The organism is Stenotrophomonas sp. 169 (assembly GCF_014621775.1).
Classification (GTDB): domain Bacteria; phylum Pseudomonadota; class Gammaproteobacteria; order Xanthomonadales; family Xanthomonadaceae; genus Stenotrophomonas.
In genome coordinates, this window is the sequence record NZ_CP061204.1 from 2,650,088 (window position 1) to 2,665,621 (window position 15,534).

At 66.0% G+C, this 15,534-nt stretch carries 15 protein-coding genes and 4 tRNA genes; 11 read left to right on the top strand and 8 right to left on the bottom strand.

Going from position 1 to position 15,534, the window contains the following annotated elements:
- Nucleotides 1-31: 31 nt before the first annotated feature.
- Together folK and pcnB are read right to left on the bottom strand one after the other, a co-directional pair.
- Nucleotides 32-520, bottom strand: a complete 489-nt coding sequence (gene folK, locus ICJ04_RS11455) for a 2-amino-4-hydroxy-6-hydroxymethyldihydropteridine diphosphokinase (protein WP_188324381.1) — start codon at nt 518-520, stop codon at nt 32-34.
- Nucleotides 521-525: 5 nt separating this feature from the next.
- Nucleotides 526-1,905 (bottom strand): polynucleotide adenylyltransferase PcnB, encoded by a 1,380-nt coding sequence (gene pcnB / locus ICJ04_RS11460; RefSeq protein ID WP_188324382.1) that lies wholly within the window; start codon nt 1,903-1,905, stop codon nt 526-528.
- 53 nt (nt 1,906-1,958) lie between these two features.
- Between pcnB and ICJ04_RS11465 the strand changes: the two genes are divergently transcribed.
- A tRNA-Glu gene (locus ICJ04_RS11465) sits at nt 1,959-2,033 on the top strand.
- Between the two features lie 164 nt (nt 2,034-2,197).
- Here the strand turns inward: ICJ04_RS11465 and ICJ04_RS11470 are convergent.
- From ICJ04_RS11470 to xylB, 3 genes are read right to left on the bottom strand one after another with little or no spacing between them, the layout of a single operon-like run.
- Nucleotides 2,198-3,622, bottom strand: a complete 1,425-nt coding sequence (locus ICJ04_RS11470; protein WP_188324383.1) for a sugar porter family MFS transporter — start codon at nt 3,620-3,622, stop codon at nt 2,198-2,200.
- Nucleotides 3,623-3,654: 32 nt separating this feature from the next.
- A complete protein-coding gene (gene xylA / locus ICJ04_RS11475; RefSeq protein WP_188324384.1) occupies nt 3,655-4,995 on the bottom strand; it encodes a xylose isomerase in 1,341 nt (446 codons plus the stop codon).
- Between the two features lie 22 nt (nt 4,996-5,017).
- A complete protein-coding gene (gene xylB, locus ICJ04_RS11480) occupies nt 5,018-6,547 on the bottom strand; it encodes a xylulokinase (RefSeq protein WP_188324385.1) in 1,530 nt (509 codons plus the stop codon).
- A 393-nt stretch (nt 6,548-6,940) separates the two neighbouring features.
- Here xylB and fdxA point away from each other — a divergent pair, with 393 nt between their 5' ends.
- On the top strand, nt 6,941-7,264 hold the full coding sequence (gene fdxA, locus ICJ04_RS11485; protein WP_188324386.1) for a ferredoxin FdxA: 324 nt from the start codon (nt 6,941-6,943) through the stop codon (nt 7,262-7,264).
- Between the two features lie 283 nt (nt 7,265-7,547).
- Here the strand turns inward: fdxA and ICJ04_RS11490 are convergent, their stop codons facing one another.
- Nucleotides 7,548-8,096: a hypothetical protein gene (locus ICJ04_RS11490; RefSeq protein WP_188324387.1), complete on the bottom strand. Its 549-nt coding sequence runs from the start codon at nt 8,094-8,096 to the stop codon at nt 7,548-7,550.
- Nucleotides 8,097-8,124: 28 nt separating this feature from the next.
- The gene (gene dapA, locus ICJ04_RS11495; RefSeq protein ID WP_188324388.1) at nt 8,125-9,015 is read right to left on the bottom strand and encodes a 4-hydroxy-tetrahydrodipicolinate synthase; all 891 of its coding nucleotides are present in this window, start codon (nt 9,013-9,015) and stop codon (nt 8,125-8,127) included.
- 165 nt (nt 9,016-9,180) lie between these two features.
- On the opposite strand from dapA, the gene ICJ04_RS11500 reads away from it, so the two are divergent.
- The 9 genes from ICJ04_RS11500 (at nt 9,181) to ICJ04_RS11540 (ending at nt 14,409) form a co-directional block, all read left to right on the top strand.
- Nucleotides 9,181-9,741, top strand: coding sequence for a glycine cleavage system protein R (locus tag ICJ04_RS11500; RefSeq protein WP_223202868.1), 561 nt, complete (start codon nt 9,181-9,183; stop codon nt 9,739-9,741).
- A gap of 112 nt (nt 9,742-9,853) precedes the next feature.
- A complete protein-coding gene (locus ICJ04_RS11505) occupies nt 9,854-10,333 on the top strand; it encodes a peroxiredoxin (RefSeq protein ID WP_188324389.1) in 480 nt (159 codons plus the stop codon).
- 82 nt (nt 10,334-10,415) lie between these two features.
- Nucleotides 10,416-11,813, top strand: coding sequence for a PhoH family protein (locus ICJ04_RS11510; RefSeq protein ID WP_188324390.1), 1,398 nt, complete (start codon nt 10,416-10,418; stop codon nt 11,811-11,813).
- A 5-nt stretch (nt 11,814-11,818) separates the two neighbouring features.
- Nucleotides 11,819-12,310, top strand: a complete 492-nt coding sequence (locus tag ICJ04_RS11515; RefSeq protein WP_188327309.1) for a hypothetical protein — start codon at nt 11,819-11,821, stop codon at nt 12,308-12,310.
- Between the two features lie 33 nt (nt 12,311-12,343).
- Nucleotides 12,344-13,153 (top strand): bifunctional hydroxymethylpyrimidine kinase/phosphomethylpyrimidine kinase, encoded by an 810-nt coding sequence (gene thiD, locus ICJ04_RS11520; RefSeq protein WP_188324391.1) that lies wholly within the window; start codon nt 12,344-12,346, stop codon nt 13,151-13,153.
- Entirely contained in the window at nt 13,150-14,004 is an 855-nt protein-coding gene (locus ICJ04_RS11525; RefSeq protein ID WP_188324392.1) for an alpha/beta fold hydrolase, read from the top strand. Before thiD ends, ICJ04_RS11525 begins: the two co-directional genes overlap by 4 nt.
- Before the next feature lie 63 nt (nt 14,005-14,067).
- Nucleotides 14,068-14,144: transfer RNA gene (locus ICJ04_RS11530), tRNA-Arg, on the top strand.
- A gap of 58 nt (nt 14,145-14,202) precedes the next feature.
- Nucleotides 14,203-14,279: transfer RNA gene (locus ICJ04_RS11535), tRNA-Arg, on the top strand.
- A gap of 53 nt (nt 14,280-14,332) precedes the next feature.
- Nucleotides 14,333-14,409, top strand: a tRNA-Arg gene (locus ICJ04_RS11540).
- A gap of 106 nt (nt 14,410-14,515) precedes the next feature.
- On the opposite strand, the gene ICJ04_RS11545 is transcribed toward ICJ04_RS11540, so the two are convergent.
- A complete protein-coding gene (locus ICJ04_RS11545) occupies nt 14,516-15,430 on the bottom strand; it encodes a LysR family transcriptional regulator (protein WP_188324393.1) in 915 nt (304 codons plus the stop codon).
- Nucleotides 15,431-15,534: the final 104 nt, after the last annotated feature.

Below are 15,534 nucleotides of genomic sequence, written 5' to 3' on the forward strand. Positions count from 1 at the left end.
CAGGAAATAACCGGGGGTGATAACGCGCCCATTATCCCTCTAACCGGGAAATCCCGCAGGGGTCCACCTGCATCACTGCATCCTGCACGCGACCACGACCGGGAAGCACAAGCCCGGGGGCCACTTCCGCCAGCGGCACCAGGACGAACGCACGCTGGTGCAGGAAGGGATGCGGCACCGTCAGCTCGGCCAGATCGATCACCTGGTCGGCATACAGCAGAATATCCAGGTCCAGCATGCGCGGCCCCCAGTGCAGGGACGGATCGCGCACCCGGCCGAACTGCTGCTCCAGCGCCAGCAGGGCGTGCAGCAAGGCCAGCGGCGGCAGCGTGGTCTGCACGCAGGCCACCGCGTTGACGAAGGGCGGTTGATCTTCGTTGCCCCACGCAGGGGTGGCGTACAGCGAGGATGCCCGCAGGAGCGTCGTGTCCGCCAGGCCATCGAGCGCGCGCAATGCACCGCGCACGCTTCCCTCGGCGTCGCCGAGGTTGGCCCCGAGCCCGATCCAGGCCTCGACCATGCGACTTATTCCGCCGGCGCGGAGGCGGCACCTTCCGGACGACGACGGCGACGACGACGCTTGCGCGGCGCGTCCTCTTCGCTGGCGTCATCCTGCTCGTGGATATCGTCCAGCGTGGTCTCCAGCTCGCGGCCGGATTGCTGCTGTGCCTCGCGCCAGAACGCCACGTCGGCAGCGTGCTCGCTGGACGCCACCTGGCGCAGGATCAGGAAATCGAAGGCGGCGCGGAAGCGCGGGTGGGTCAGGGTGCGGAACACCCTCTTGCGCTGGCGCGATCCGAAGCGTGCCTGCAGCAACCAGATCTCCTGCATCGGCAGGGAGAACCGGCGCGGCAGCGCCACGGTGGTCAGCTGGTGCAGGGTCACCCGATCAGCCGCACGGCGCTGCGCCTCTTCTTCAGCCACGCCCTGCTTGAGCAGGCTGGCCTGGGCACGGCAGAACGCCGGCCACAGCAGCAGCGCGAACAGGAACGACGGCGACACCGGCTCATCATTGGCCACGCGCAGGTCGGTGTTGGCCAGACCTTCGATCAACATGCGGCGCAGCGCGCCACTGCGGTTGGAGCGCAGCGCCTTGCCGCTTTCCGGGAACAGCACGTCGAACAAGCCATAGCGCTCGAGTCCCTCGAAGCTGGCCACGCCGTGGCCGGACAGGAACAGCTTCAGCACTTCCTCGAACAGGCGTGCGGGCGCGGCTTCGTTCAGCAGGTTCGCCAGCTGCGGAATCGGCGCGGCGGTCTTCTCTTCAATCTGGAAACCGAGCTTGGCCGCCAGGCGGATCGCGCGCAGCATGCGCACCGGATCTTCGCGATAGCGCTGCTCAGGGTCGCCGATCAGCTTCATCAGGCGCGCCTGCACGTCTTCAAAGCCACCGGTGTAGTCGCGCACCGAGAAATCCTCGACCGCGTAATACAACGCATTGCAGGTGAAATCGCGGCGGATCGCATCCTCTTCGATGGAGCCGTACACGTTGTCGCGCACCAGCATGCCGTTGTCCATCTCGCGGTCACCGCTGCCATCATCAAGATTGGCGCGGAAGGTGGCCACTTCGATGATCTCGCGGCCGAACACTACATGGGCCAGGCGGAAACGGCGGCCGATCAGCCGGCAGTTGCGGAACTGCTGCTTGACCTGCTCGGGCGTGGCGTCGGTGGCCACGTCGAAATCTTTGGGATGGCCATTGACCAGCAGGTCACGCACGGCACCGCCTACCAGGTAGGCGCCGAAGCCGGCATCACGCAGGCGGTACAGCACGCGCAGTGCGTTCGGGCTGATGTCCTTGCGGGAGATGGTGTGCTGGTCGCGCGGGATGACGCGCAGGCTTATGGGAGTTGTCACGGAGGAAATGATGTTGGCGCTTCCGGTTGAAGTTTCGGGATTGCCCAATGGCATCGAGATGCATATACTAGCGCGCCTGCCCCGGCAGTGACACTTCAAACGCTCCCTTCGTCTAATGGTTAGGACGTGGCCCTCTCAAGGCTAAAACAGGGGTTCGAGTCCCCTAGGGAGCACCAGTCACTGCAGCAGGAAGCAAAAAGCCCGCCAAAAGCGGGCTTTTCTGCGTCCAGACCCTGCTGCCGCACCCGGTAGAGCCGGCGGTAGAGCCGGCTTCAGCCGGCTGCACCACGCACTACATCCCGCCGCCGCAGAAAACGGTCGACCCTCGGCCGACCGCACCTCAGCCCTCCATCTGCTCCAGCTCCTTGCCCTTCGTTTCGCGCACGTAGCGCAGCACGAAGAAGATGGAGAGGAACGCGGCCACCGTGTAGATGCCATACGCGCCGGCCAGCCCGATCCCGGTCAGCAGCACCGGAAAGCTCACGGTGATCGCGAAGTTCGACGTCCACTGTGCCGCGCCCGCCACGGCCAGCGCCGAGCCCCGGATCTGGTTGGGGAACATCTCCCCCAGCATCACCCACATCACCGGGCCCCAGGACATGTTGAAGAACACCACGTAGACATTGGCGGCCACCAGCGCCAGACGGCCCATGCCATCGGACAACTGCAGTTTGCCGTCGACCAGGCTGCCGCTGGAGAACGCCACCACCATCAGCGCCAGGGACACCGCCATGCCCACCGAGCCGATCCACAGCAATGGCTTGCGACCGATGCGGTCGATCAGCAGCACGGTGACCAGGCACGCCCCGATGCTCAGGGCACCGGACAGCACGTTGATCAGCAATGCATCGCTTTCCGAGAAGCCGACCGCCTGCCACAGCACCGCGCCGTAATAGAACACCACGTTGATACCGACCAGCTGCTGCAATACGGCCAGGCCGATACCCACCCACACGATACGGCGCAGCTTGCCGGTGCCCTGATCCGTCAGATCCGCAAAGGACGGTGTGTGCTGGTCCTGCGACAGGCTGGCTTCGATCTCGCCCAGCTTGGCCTGCGCCTCGGCTGCTCCGTACAGCCGCGTCAACACGGAGGCCGCCTGCTCGCGCCGCCCCTTCACCACCAGGAAGCGCGGACTTTCGGGAATCACCAGCAGCAGCGCGAGGAACAGCAACGACGGGATGGCCTGCATCCAGAACATCCACCGCCACGCCTCCTGCCCCAGCCACAAGGCTTCGGTGGAGGCGCCCGCCGCGCGGGCCAGCAGATAGTTGCTGAGGAACGCCGCGAACAGCCCACTGATGATCGCGATCTGCTGCACCGTCGCCAGCTTGCCGCGATAGCGTGCCGAGGCGACCTCGGCGATGTAGGCCGGGGCCATCACGCTGGCAGCACCGACGGCAAAGCCCCCCACCACGCGCGCCGTGACGAACAGCCACGATACATGGGCGGCGCCAGCTCCCAGCGCGGACAGCAGGAACAGCACCGCGGAGATGATCAGCACCCCGCGCCGGCCCAGCCGGTCCCCCAGCCGCCCGGCCAGGAATGCACCGATGGCGCAGCCCAGCAGCATCGAGGCCACCTCGAAGCCCAGCGCCGCTTCGCTGGAATTGAACGCGGCGCGCAGGCCATCGACGGTGCCGTTGATGACGCCACTGTCGAAGCCGAACAGGAAGCCGCCAATGGTGGCCACGCAGCTGATCAGCACGATGAAAGCCGTGTTCTCTCCGCGCGTGCCGACGGATGCAGGTATCGCTGTGGACATGGGTTTATCCGGTTGCGGTGGACGCCGGCTGCTCAGCGCAGCAGGTACTGGTTGAGCAGATTCTCATACGCTTCCTGCCGTCCGCTACGCTGGCGCGGCTCGCCGGCCTGCTGTGCATGGGCACACAGGTCCTGCAGGGTCAGCTGCCCCTGGGCAAACGCGGCACCGGGGCCTTGGTCGAAGCTGGCATAGCGCTCGCTGCGCCACTGCTCCAGCGGCGATGCCGTGAGCAGTGCATGGGCGACCTCCAGGCCGCGGGCAAACGCGTCCATGCCGCCGATGTGGGCCATGAACAGGTCCTGCGGATCTGTTGATTCGCGACGTACCTTTGCATCGAAGTTCAGGCCGCCATCGGCGAATCCGCCCTGCCGCAGCACCACCAGCATCGCCCCCACCGCGTCATACATGTCGGTGGGGAACTGATCGGTGTCCCAGCCGTTCTGCGGGTTGCCGCGGTTGGCGTCGATGCTGCCCAGCAGGCCCGCGTCGGAAGCTACCTGCAGATCGTGCGCGAAGGTGTGCCCGGACAAGGTGGCATGGTTGGCTTCGATGTTGAGCTTGAAGTCCTTGTCCAGGCCATGCGCGCGCAGGAAGCCGACCACGGTGGCGCTGTCGAAGTCGTACTGGTGGTGCATCGGCTCCATCGGCTTGGGTTCGATCAGGAAGGTGCCCGTGAAGCCGATACTGCGCCCGTAATCGCGGGCCGCTGTCAAAAACCGCGCAAGATGCGCCTGTTCGCGCTTCATGTCGGTGTTGAGCAGGCACGAATAGCCCTCGCGGCCGCCCCAGAACACGTAATTGCTGCCACCCAGCGCGACCGTGGCATCCAGCGCCGCACGCACCTGCACCGCGCCGCGCGCCACCACGCTGAAGTCCGGGTTGGTCGCCGCACCGTTCATGTAGCGCGGATGCGAGAACAGGTTGGCCGTGCCCCACAGCAGTTTGATGCCGGTCTTGTCCTGCCGCTCGCGTGCCACCTCGACCATGTGCGCCAGATTGTCCCGGTACTCGCCGATGTCATCGGCATCCGGCGCCAGATCGACGTCGTGAAAGCAGTAGTACGGCACGCCCAGCTTGGTGAAAAACTCGAAGGCCGCGTCCGCCTTGGATTCGGCACGCGCCAGCGGCGTGGCCCCCTGGTCCCACGGATACGCCCGCGTACCCGGGCCGAAGGGATCGTGCCCTGCCCCGCAGAAGCTGTGCCAATACGCAACGGCGAAGCGCAGGTGTTCGGCCATGCTGCGGCCACCGATCTGCTTGTCTGCGTCATACACCTTGAACGCCAGCGGATTGTCGGAATCACGTCCCTCGAAGGGAATCCGGCCAATACCCGGGAAGAACTCGCGTTGGCCAACGTGGAACGAAGCACTCATGGTCGACATCCTTTTGGGGGAATCAGGGCAGGCGCTGCCGGTACAGCGGCAACAGTTCCTGCAGATGGTGGGCAAAACGTTGGTACGCACGCACATACAGCGCACCGCGTGCCGGGTCCGGCCGGGCGGACAGCCGGGGATCGAAGACCACGTGCGCGTCGACGATGTCCTGCAGTGCGTTGCCTTCATGCCCTGCACCGTCGCAGGCCCACAGCGCCTGCAGCGCCGCACCGAAGGCCGCGCCCTCGGTCTGCAGCGGTACCTCCACCGGCAACTGGAAAAGATCGGCGATCAACTGACGCCAAGCGGCACTGTTGGCGCCGCCGCCGGTGAGCATGATCCGCTCGCCCTGCAGCCCGGCCTCGCACAGTGCGTCGTAGCCCAGGCGCAGGCTGAAGCTGGCGCCCTCCATCGCAGCGCGGTACAGATTCGCCGCGGTGAGGTTGTGCAGATCCATGCCATGCAAGGCGCCCTTGGCCAGCGGCAGGTCCGGGCTGCGCTCGCCGTTGAAGAACGGCAGCAGCACCAGGCCACCGGCACCGGGTTGGCTGGCCGCCATCAACTGCTCGCCGTCACCACGGTGCAGCCCCAGCAACTGCGCGACCTGGTTGGTGGCCACGGTGCAGTTCATGGTGCAGATCAGCGGCAACCAGCCGCCATCGGACGCGCAGAAGGCGGCCCAGCGTCCCTGCGGGTCGATCGTCGGGCTTCCGCGCCAGGCAAACAGCGTGCCGGATGTCCCCAGACTCATGCTCAGGCGGCCTTCGCGCACCGCGCCGGTACCGATCGCCGCCATCATGTTGTCGCCACCACCGACCGCCACGCGCACAACAGCGGGCAGGCCCAGCGCCTGTGCCGTGGCCGGCTGCAAGGCAAACGTGGCATCAGGCGCGACCAGCGGCGGCAACAGCGCGCGCAGGTCCCGCGTGCCATCTGTGGCCGCCAGCAACGGGGCAGACCAGGTGCGCGAGCGCACGTCCAGCCAGCCGGTACCCGAGGCATCGCCGCACTCCATGAACCGCTCGCCGGTGAGCCACAGGTTGAGGTAGTCGTGTGGCAGCAGGATGCCATCCAGCGCCACATAGACCTCCGGACGATGCTGCCGGGTCCAGGGAAGCTTCGAGGCCGTATAGCCCACACGCAGCGGATTGCCTGCGGCCGTAATACACGCCGCTTCACCGCCCATCGCCCCTGTGATGTCGTCACATTCGGCGGTGGTGCTGGTGTCGCACCAGAGCTTTACCGGACCGAGCACGCTGTCATCGGCAGCCACGGGCACGAAGCCGTGCTGCTGGCCCGATACGGCCAAGCCGCGTACCCGCGACCGGATGTCCGCGGGCAGCGCCAACACGCAGGCCTGCAGGCAACGGATCCACTCACCTGCGTCCTGCTCGCGGGTGCCGTCATCGGCACTGACCAGTCCCAGTTCACGTGCCTGCTGGGCCACCACCTGCCGCAGGGCAGAGTCGTAAGCCAGCACCTTCAGGCTCTGCGTCCCCGCATCGATACCCAGATAAACGGGTCCTGCTGCCTCACCGCCTTGCTCCCGCACCCCCGCCTCCGAAAATGTCTACCGCTAGACATCGAGTGTTGCCCGCTGTTTTCGGATTGGCAATGTGCACTGCGGCAAAAGCACAGGCCGCGCCGGGCCGCGCAGTGCCCTGCCCTGCTCTTTTTTTTTCTTTCTTTTTTCGTCGCGGCCACCCACCGCGCCCGCACCCTGTCAGAGGGTCGGGCGGAGGGGGTTGGCAGGACGCTGAGCCGCATGGATGCGGCGACGCAGCCTACAGGGACGTACTTGCGGCGTGTCCTGCCAAGCCCCTCCGCCCGACCACCACGACGCGCCGCTGTGTCGTGGCCGCGAAGGGGTTTATCCGTTCGACCAGCACCCACGCCCAACCTGTTCTAGAATTGCGGGCTTGAAGACGGATCTGCCTCTCCCCCTATGCCTTTTGTCGTCACCGAAAACTGCATCAAGTGCAAACACACCGATTGCGTGGAAGTGTGTCCCGTGGATTGCTTCCACGAAGGCCCCAACTTCCTGGTGATCGATCCGGACGAGTGCATCGACTGCACCCTGTGTGAGCCGGAATGCCCGGTCAACGCGATTTTCCCCGAAGACGACGTGCCCGCCGGCCAGGAAGTGTTCGTCAGCCTGAATGCCGAACTGGCAAAGGACTGGCCGGTCTTGACCGTGCGCAAGGATCCGCCGGCCGATGCAGAAGAGTGGGACGGCAAGCCGGACAAGCTGAAGCTGCTGGAGCGCTGAGACAGGCGCGATGCAAAAAAAGGGCGCCGAGGGCGCCCTTTTTCGTAATACCCGGCGGGTGGGGCCGACCAGTGGGGCCTACGGATGGGCCTACGTGTGGGGCCGACCGATGGGGCCGCCTGGTAGAGCCGACTTCAGTCGGCTGAAGCGAGGTGCAGCCGACTGAAGTCGGCTCTACCAAACCAAACCAAACCCAACCCGACCCAACGCACCCAGCCACCTTCAGGCCGCCATCAGCCCATCCACGCCCGGCATGCTCGGCGTGGACAGGGTCCGACGTGGCTTACGGGGCCAGCTTCGCCTTGAGTGCAGCGATCAGCTTCACCGGTGCGTCGCCGGTGGCCGGCAGGCCGCGCGGGTCAACAGCGGAAATATACGAACCGCCGTTCACGGCCACCACGCGCACCAGGAAGTTGCTGCCTTCGAAGGCGACGTCGTAGGAACCCAGCAGCTGGGCACGGGTGACGATCTGCACGCCGTCGGTACCCTCCAGCGCGGTGCCGACGGCCCCAAACGCGGCATCCTTGGCGGTGCTGACGTTGAAGCCGGACGCGCTGTTGGCCGGGGCGGCAGGCGCCTGACCGGCAACGGCGGGCGCCGCCGGACGGTTGGCCTGCGAGGCCAGCGCGGAACTGGTGCCAGCGGATGCACCTGCGGCGGTCGCACCGGCCGGTGCCGTCAGATCCGGCGGCACTTCCAGCGGACGCATTTCCGGGGCCAGGGCGTAATCGCCCTTCGCGCCCTTCTTGAAGCAACCGGTGGTCGCCACGACGGTGCCGAGGGCAAGGAACGCGATGGACAGCACGCGGAAGGTAGTAGTGGATTGACGCATGGGAATCTCCTGGGACGCCACGTGGGGATCAGTGGCTGGAAAGGGCTTCAAGCGCGGCGATATCACCGGCCAGTTGCTCGGCAGCGGGCTGGTGCGCTGCCGACAGGGGCAGCAGCGGCAGGCGCAGGTCGTGTCCGATGCCGATCCGGCGCAGCAGCGCCTTCACCGGGATCGGGTTGGATTCAACACCGCAGAAATCATGGAACGGCTGCAGTCGCGCGTCCCAGCTGTCGGCGGCGGGGTCATGCGCGGCGGCGAGGTCACACAGGCGGCGATAGGCGCCCGGCAAGGCATTGGACCCCACCGAGATCAACCCCTCCATGCCGGCCTGGATGGAACGCGACGCGGTCCCGTCATCGCCACTGAGCACCACGAAGCCCGGCGCACGCAGCGCCAGCAGGGCCTGCACGCGGCCGGCCTCGCCCACCGCTTCCTTGATGCCGACGATGTTCGGGTGCTGGGCCAGCTCGGCCACCGTGTCCGGCAGCATGTCGCAGCCGGTGCGGCCCGGCACGTTGTACAGGACCACCGGCAGCCCGCCTTGGTCCGCCACCGCGCGGTAATGCGCGATCAGGCCGGCCTGGGTGGGACGCACGTAGGGGGGGGTGACGACCAGCGCGTGGGTAGCGCCGGCCGCCGCCGCGCGCCGGGTCTGGGCGATCGTCCTGGCGGTGCCCGACAGGCCGGTACCGGCCAATACCGGCAGCCGACCGGCGACCTGCGCGACCGCGCTGGCCAGCAGCTGGTCGTACTCGTCGTCGGACAGGGTGGAGGCTTCGCCGGTGGAACCTGCCACGACAACGCCGTGCACGCCTCCTTCCAGCTGCAGGCGCAGCAGACGCTGCCAACCATCGATATCGAGGGAACCGTCGGCCCGGAACGGGGTCGCCAGCGCGGTGATGAGACCGGAAAGGGACAAGGCGTGCTGCTCTTGGCTGTAGGGGAGACGCGGCGGGGCCGGAAAGCTCCGATGCGCCCTGCATGTTACTTGCGGCGCGAAAGCGCGGGCAAGTATGCTGGTCACCGGTGAATCCCCGCCCGTTGCGGGCATTCAGACTCACGCACGCATTACCCCGGAATCGCCTTGACCGACACCACCCCGCGCCCTTCGCCGAGCGAAAACCACCTCCTGATCAACGCCTATACGACGCATCCGGAGTCCCCCCTGCTGCCTGTCACCCGCCGCATCGCAGATAGCGGCTGCAACCTGGTCGACGCCCGCCTGTCCACCGTGGGCCGCGATGTATCGGTCACCGCGCTGGCCACCGGCTCGTGGGATTCGGTCGCCAAGCTGGAAGCCATGCTGACGCGGCTGGAGCGCGAAGAAGGCTTGAAGCTGGTCTGGTACCGCACCGAAGCGAAAGGCGCACAGTCCAACCTGTTGCCCTACATCGTGGAAGTGATTGCCGCCGACAAGCCCGGCATCCTGTTCCAGCTGGCCGATTTCTTCGACCGCCAAGGCATCACCATCGAAAACCTGCAGAGCACCCGCTACCGGGCCATGCAGACCGGCGCGGAAATGTTCAGCGCGCAGGTCACCGTCGGCGTGCCCGCTGCCATGCACATCGCCGCGCTGCGCGATGACTTCCTGGAGTTCTGCGACCATCTGAACCTGGATGCGATCATGGACCCGATGAAGTTCTGACGGTTTTTCGCGCGTTCGTCACGGGTGCGCGATGTTTCATGAAGCTGTAGCAGCGTGCAGGTGTAGTGGCATTCAGTCGATTGGCCAGAACCCGGTTCGGCACAAGGAACATATGGACAACGGCGACACCCTGGACCGCACCACCCTCTCCCTGCCGCTGGCGCTGTCCGGCGGCGATCACGCCACCCTCGCCGATTTTTCCGGCTCGTGGCTGGTGCTTTACTTCTACCCGAAGGACAGCACTCCCGGCTGCACCACCGAAGGGATCGATTTCAACGCCCGGCTGCCGCAGTTCGAACAGCTCGGCGCCCGCGTGCTCGGCGTGTCCCGGGATTCCGTCAAGTCGCACGACACGTTCTGCGCGAAGCAGGGATTTCGTTTCCCACTGATCAGCGACACGGATGAGGCGCTGTGCGCTGCGTTCGATGTGATCAAGCTGAAGAACATGTACGGAAAGCAGGTGCGCGGCATCGAACGCAGCACATTCCTGATCTCGCCGGAAGGCCGCATCGTGCAGTCGTGGCGCAAGCTGAAGGTAGCCGGCCATGCCGATGCGGTTCTCGACGCGCTGAAGGCCGCCCAAGCACAGTGACTCCCATCGCCTACTTCGTCCGTCACCACCCTGCCCTGCAGGCTGTGGTGATTTTTCCCTGCCCGTCCACCAGGAACCGATGATGACCCGAGGCAAGCGCATCTACGTGCTGGATACCAACGTGCTGATGCACGATCCCACCGCGCTGTTCAAATTCGAGGAGCACGATGTCTACCTGCCGATGCAGGTGATCGAAGAACTGGACAATGGCAAGAAGGGCACCTCTGAAGCGAGCCGCAACGCACGCCAGGTAAGCCGGTTCCTCAATGAACTGGTGCAGGCGTCGGGGCTGGACAACCTCGCCGAAGGCATTCCCCTGCAGCTGCCCAACGGCCTGCAGCTGCGTGGCAAGCACAGTGCGGGCAAGCTGCGCTTCCAGACCAGCCATTTCGATGCCGGCAAGAGCTTTGGCAAGGTCATCCCGGACAACGCCATCCTGGGCGCGATCCTGGCCTTGAACGAGGAGACGCCGGAAGTTCCGGTGGTGTTCGTGTCCAAGGACATCAACCTGCGGATCAAGGCAGCGATCGCAGGCATCGTGTCCGAAGACTACGAAAACGACCGCGCGCTGGATGATTTCAGCCTGCTTTACACCGGCGCCACCGAGCTGCCGGAAGACTTCTGGAAGCTGCACGGCAGCGACCTGCGCAGCTGGAGCGACAAGGGCCGCACGCATTACGAAGTGGAAGCGCATGAGACCGAAGACTGGTACCCGAACCAGTACGTCCATCTGCCCGGTGATGACGAAGTCGAGCTGCGTGTCAGCAAGGTCGCCGGAGACAGGATCACGCTGTCGCTGGTCGATGATTTCCGCCACGGCAGCCATGCCGTATGGGGTATCAGCGCGCGCAACCGCGAACAGAACTTCGCCCTCAATGCACTGATGGACCCGGACATCGACTTCGTCACCCTGCTGGGTACTGCCGGCACCGGCAAGACCCTGCTGGCGCTGGCTGCGGGCCTGGCGCAGACGCTGGACCAGCAGCGTTACCGCGAAATCATCATGACCCGTGCGACGGTCAGCGTGGGCGAAGACATCGGCTTCCTGCCCGGTACCGAAGAAGAAAAAATGACGCCGTGGATGGGCGCGCTAACCGACAACCTGGAAGTGCTGACCCAGCCTTCCGAAGGCGGTTCGTGGGGGCGGGCGGCAACCAACGACCTGCTGGCCAGCCGGATCAAGATCCGCTCGATGAACTTCATGCGCGGCCGTACGTTCCTGTCGCGTTACCTGATCCTGGACGAGGCGCAGAACCTCACGCCGAAGCAGATGAAGACCCTGATCACCCGCGCCGGCCCTGGCACCAAGATCGTCTGCCTGGGCAACGTGGAGCAGATTGATACGCCGTACCTGACCGAGACCACCTCGGGCCTGACCTACGCGGTGGACCGTTTCAAGAACTGGCCGCACAGCGCGCACATCACCCTGCGCCGGGGCGAACGTTCGCGCTTGGCCGACTACGCTTCGGAGGTGCTGTGAGCAACATGATGTGGAAAACGCTGCCGCTGGTGGCGGTTGCCCTGCTGGCGGGCTGCAGCACGGTGAAAGGGCCGCCCAGCGTGCCGACGGCGATCAAGACAGGGCAATCGTGGGTGGTGACCCGGCCGGTCATTGCCGCGCAGGTGCTGGACACGTGCTCGCGCCCCAGCCCGGGGCGCGACGAGGGCCGGGTCACCGGTTACTGGGCCCCCAGTCGCCAGCAGGTGGAGCAGCTCGAAGCGCAACTTGCGCAACTGGAGCCCCGTGTCGCGGCGCCGCAGGATTTCGATCGCCAGTACGTCGGCATCGAGGCCGGCGGCAGCGAGCTGATCTACGTCAACGCCTTCCACCTGCCGGACAACAGCACGATCAATCCGGCACGCGAAGCGATCCGCGCCTGCGATGGCGGGGCGATGTTCTGGGGTGCGGTGTTCGATCCGAAGACGGCCACGTTCTCCGAGTTCCATCCCAATGGCGGCGGCAAACCGGGCATCTGACGGCCGGTGCTCCTCACGGCCTACAATGCCTGCATGAGCCCGAACACCCCCGCCTCCGTCCTCACCATCGCCGGATCTGATTCCGGCGGTGGTGCCGGTATCCAGGCCGACCTGAAAGCCTTTGCCGCACATCGCGTGCATGGGCTTTCCGCGATCGCCGCGCTGACGGCGCAGAACACGCGCGGCGTCATCGCGGTGCACGTGCCGCCGATCTCGTTCCTGCAAGCGCAGATCGACGCCTGTTTCGACGACTTCGACGTGCATGCCGTCAAGCTGGGCATGCTGGCGACCGCCGAGGTCATCCACTGCGTGGCCGATGCGCTGGAGAAACATCGCCCGCCGCACATCGTGCTGGATCCGGTGATGGTCGCCACCAGTGGTGCGCGGCTGCTGGAAGACAGTGCGCTGGACGCCCTGCGCGCGCGCCTGCTACCACTGGCCACGCTGATCACCCCGAACACGCCGGAAGCCGAGCTGCTGATCGGACGCCGCATCCTCAATGCCGACGACGCCGAGCATGCGGCGGCCATCCTGCTGGACCGTGGTGCGGGCGCGGTGCTGCTGAAAGGCGGCCATCTGCATGAAGGCAACCGGGTCATCGACCGGTACTTCGATGGCGTCAGCAGCGAGGAATTCAGCCACGCACGCCTGGTGGTGGATGCGCATGGCACCGGATGCACGCTGGCCTCTGCCATCGCCGCGCAACTCTGCAACGGCCTCAGCCTGCCCAACGCCTGCGAGGCCGCGATCGATTATGTGGCGCGTGGCCTGCAGCTGGGCTACCTGCCTGGTCGCAGCGAGGTGCTGGTGCTGGACCATTTCGGTGCGGCAACCCACGCATGACCGTCGACAGCCACACCAGTCCGTTGCAGACCGCGGACGGCCACCGCTTCGACCTGCTGCACTGCCTCCCCACTCATCCCCGTGCGCGGCTGCTGTGGTTGCCTGCGCTGGGCGTGGCCGCACGCCATTACCTGCCCTTGGCGCAGGCGCTGGCTGCAGACGGGATCGCGGTGTACCTGCACGAGTGGCGCGGCAATGGAAGCAGCGCATTGCGTCCTTCGCGGTCGCAGGATTGGGGCTACCGGCAGATTCTCGAGTACGACCTGCCGGCCAGCCAGCAGGTGCTTGCCGCGCACGACGCCCAGGACGGCGCGCTGCCCTGGATCATCGGCGGGCACAGCCTGGGTGGGCAGCTGGCCTGCCTGCATGCCGGCCGCGTCCCCTCCGTTTTTCCACGTCTTTGGCTGGTGGCCAGTGGCACGCCCTGGTGGCGCAGCTTTCCCGCTCCACGCCGCTGGTCGTTGCCGCTGGCCTATCGCTTCCTGGCGTGGCTGGCCCAGCGCACGGGTGTGCTGCCTGGCCGACGGCTGGGGTTTGGCGGTACCGAAGCGCGCGGCCTCATCGCCGACTGGTCGCGGGTTGGACTAAGCAGCCGGTACGCAGCGGCCGGCCTGGATGAGGACCTGGATGGCCAGCTGCAGCGGGTGCAGGGGCACGCGCAGGCGGTCCTGATGGCCGATGACTGGCTGGCGCCGGCCGGATCGATGCAGGCCCTGCTGCAGAAACTGCCACAGGTGCAGGCCACGACCTGCACATTGGATGCGGCAACGCTGGGCGTACGTGCCGACCACTTCCACTGGATGAAGGCGCCACAGGCCGTCGCAGGGGCGCTGACGCGTTCATTTGAATGAAACCCTTCACAAAAACGTTGACGGATGCGGCGGTAATCCGCATAATTCCGCTCCTGTTGAAGCGCGCCCGTAGCTCAGTTGGATAGAGTACCTGGCTACGAACCAGGCGGTCGGGAGTTCGAATCTCTCCGGGCGCACCATCAACAGGAACACCAGCCCCGCCGCTGGTGTTGAGTGGTAAAAAAATCGCTGTCACATGCGCCCGTAGCTCAGTTGGATAGAGTACCTGGCTACGAACCAGGCGGTCGGGAGTTCGAATCTCTCCGGGCGCACCAGTGACGCGATCATCAACGCCGCCGTTAATGCAGCCGTAAAAGCAGTACACCGTGCGCCCGTAGCTCAGTTGGATAGAGTACCTGGCTACGAACCAGGCGGTCGGGAGTTCGAATCTCTCCGGGCGCACCATTATTCGAAGAAAACAGCAGGCCTCGGCCTGCTGTTTTTTTTTGCGCGTCCGGATTCCGGCCGTCACCGACTCTGGGTCGGCGCTACCCTCATCCCAACAGAATGCTTACCGCACCGCGCTCCACCATGCATCCAGCACACCCGGCGCGCGCAGGCGCTCACGCCACCAGCGCAGTGCGGCGCCATCTTCCCCGGTGCGCCACGCCAGCCAGAACGTTTCGTCCGGCTTGTGTTCCTCGACATCTCGGATCACCAGCTCGCCGCGCGCCACGGCCGCGCGCGCGCAGGGCTCAGGCAGGAATCCAAAGCCCACCCCTTCCCGCTGCAGCCGCAACTTGCTGGCCATGTCGGGCACGCTCAGTGTTTCCTGTCCCATCAACAGGCCAACGGTGCGCGGCAGCAGGCGGCGTGCCGAGTCTGATACGGCGATCGCACAGTGCTCCGCCAGCTGTTCGCGCCGCAGCACGCCCGGCACGCCCACCAACGGATGTCCCGGTGCCACGGCGAACACGAACGCCACGCTCCCCATCGGCTCCACCACATAGCCCCCGCCGCTGGGGCCCTCGCCCGCCGCACCGACCAGCAGGTCCGCGCGACGATCCAACAGGGCCTCCCACGTGCCCGACAGCGCCTCGCCGATCAGCCTCAGGCGGGTCTGCGCCGCGACCTCACGGAACGCCGCGATATCCGTCCCGAGCAACCAGGTGGGAAACATCGAGTCCATCGCCAGCGTGAGTTCGGCCTCCCAACCGGAGGCCACGCGCCGGACACGCAGTTCCAGTTCGCGTGCCGCGCGCAGCAGGTGCCGGCCCTCGTCGAGCAACGCGCGCCCCGCCTCGGTCATCTCTGCCCGGGGCCCCATGCGGTCAAACAACTGCACCCCCAGATCCTCTTCCAGCTTGGCCACGGTGTAGGAGATGGTCGAGGGGACCTTGTGCAGGGCTTTGCCTGCGGCGGCGAAGGAGCCACGTCGGTCGATGGCGTCCAGGATCTGCAGCGCGTCGAGACTGAGCTTGAGCATTCGAATTTTTCGATGATGGCTTGCAAAACTATCCGTTTTTCAAAGCGGCAGGGCAAGCGGATACTTCTTCGCAACGGGAAACGCGGCCTGCACAGGCAGCCAAC

Bases quoted from the DNA above. Each gene is read 5' to 3' on its own strand.
- folK (WP_188324381.1), bottom strand. From the start codon at position 520: ATGGTCGAGGCCTGGATCGGGCTCGGGGCCAACCTCGGCGACGCCGAG.
- ICJ04_RS11470 (WP_188324383.1), bottom strand. From the start codon at position 3,622: ATGTCCACAGCGATACCTGCATCCGTCGGCACGCGCGGAGAGAACACG.
- xylA (WP_188324384.1), bottom strand. From the start codon at position 4,995: ATGAGTGCTTCGTTCCACGTTGGCCAACGCGAGTTCTTCCCGGGTATT.
- fdxA (WP_188324386.1), top strand. From the start codon at position 6,941: ATGCCTTTTGTCGTCACCGAAAACTGCATCAAGTGCAAACACACCGAT.
- ICJ04_RS11490 (WP_188324387.1), bottom strand. From the start codon at position 8,096: ATGCGTCAATCCACTACTACCTTCCGCGTGCTGTCCATCGCGTTCCTT.
- ICJ04_RS11505 (WP_188324389.1), top strand. From the start codon at position 9,854: ATGGACAACGGCGACACCCTGGACCGCACCACCCTCTCCCTGCCGCTG.
- ICJ04_RS11510 (WP_188324390.1), top strand. From the start codon at position 10,416: ATGACCCGAGGCAAGCGCATCTACGTGCTGGATACCAACGTGCTGATG.
- ICJ04_RS11515 (WP_188327309.1), top strand. From the start codon at position 11,819: ATGATGTGGAAAACGCTGCCGCTGGTGGCGGTTGCCCTGCTGGCGGGC.
- thiD (WP_188324391.1), top strand. From the start codon at position 12,344: ATGAGCCCGAACACCCCCGCCTCCGTCCTCACCATCGCCGGATCTGAT.
- ICJ04_RS11525 (WP_188324392.1), top strand. From the start codon at position 13,150: ATGACCGTCGACAGCCACACCAGTCCGTTGCAGACCGCGGACGGCCAC.
- ICJ04_RS11545 (WP_188324393.1), bottom strand. From the start codon at position 15,430: ATGCTCAAGCTCAGTCTCGACGCGCTGCAGATCCTGGACGCCATCGAC.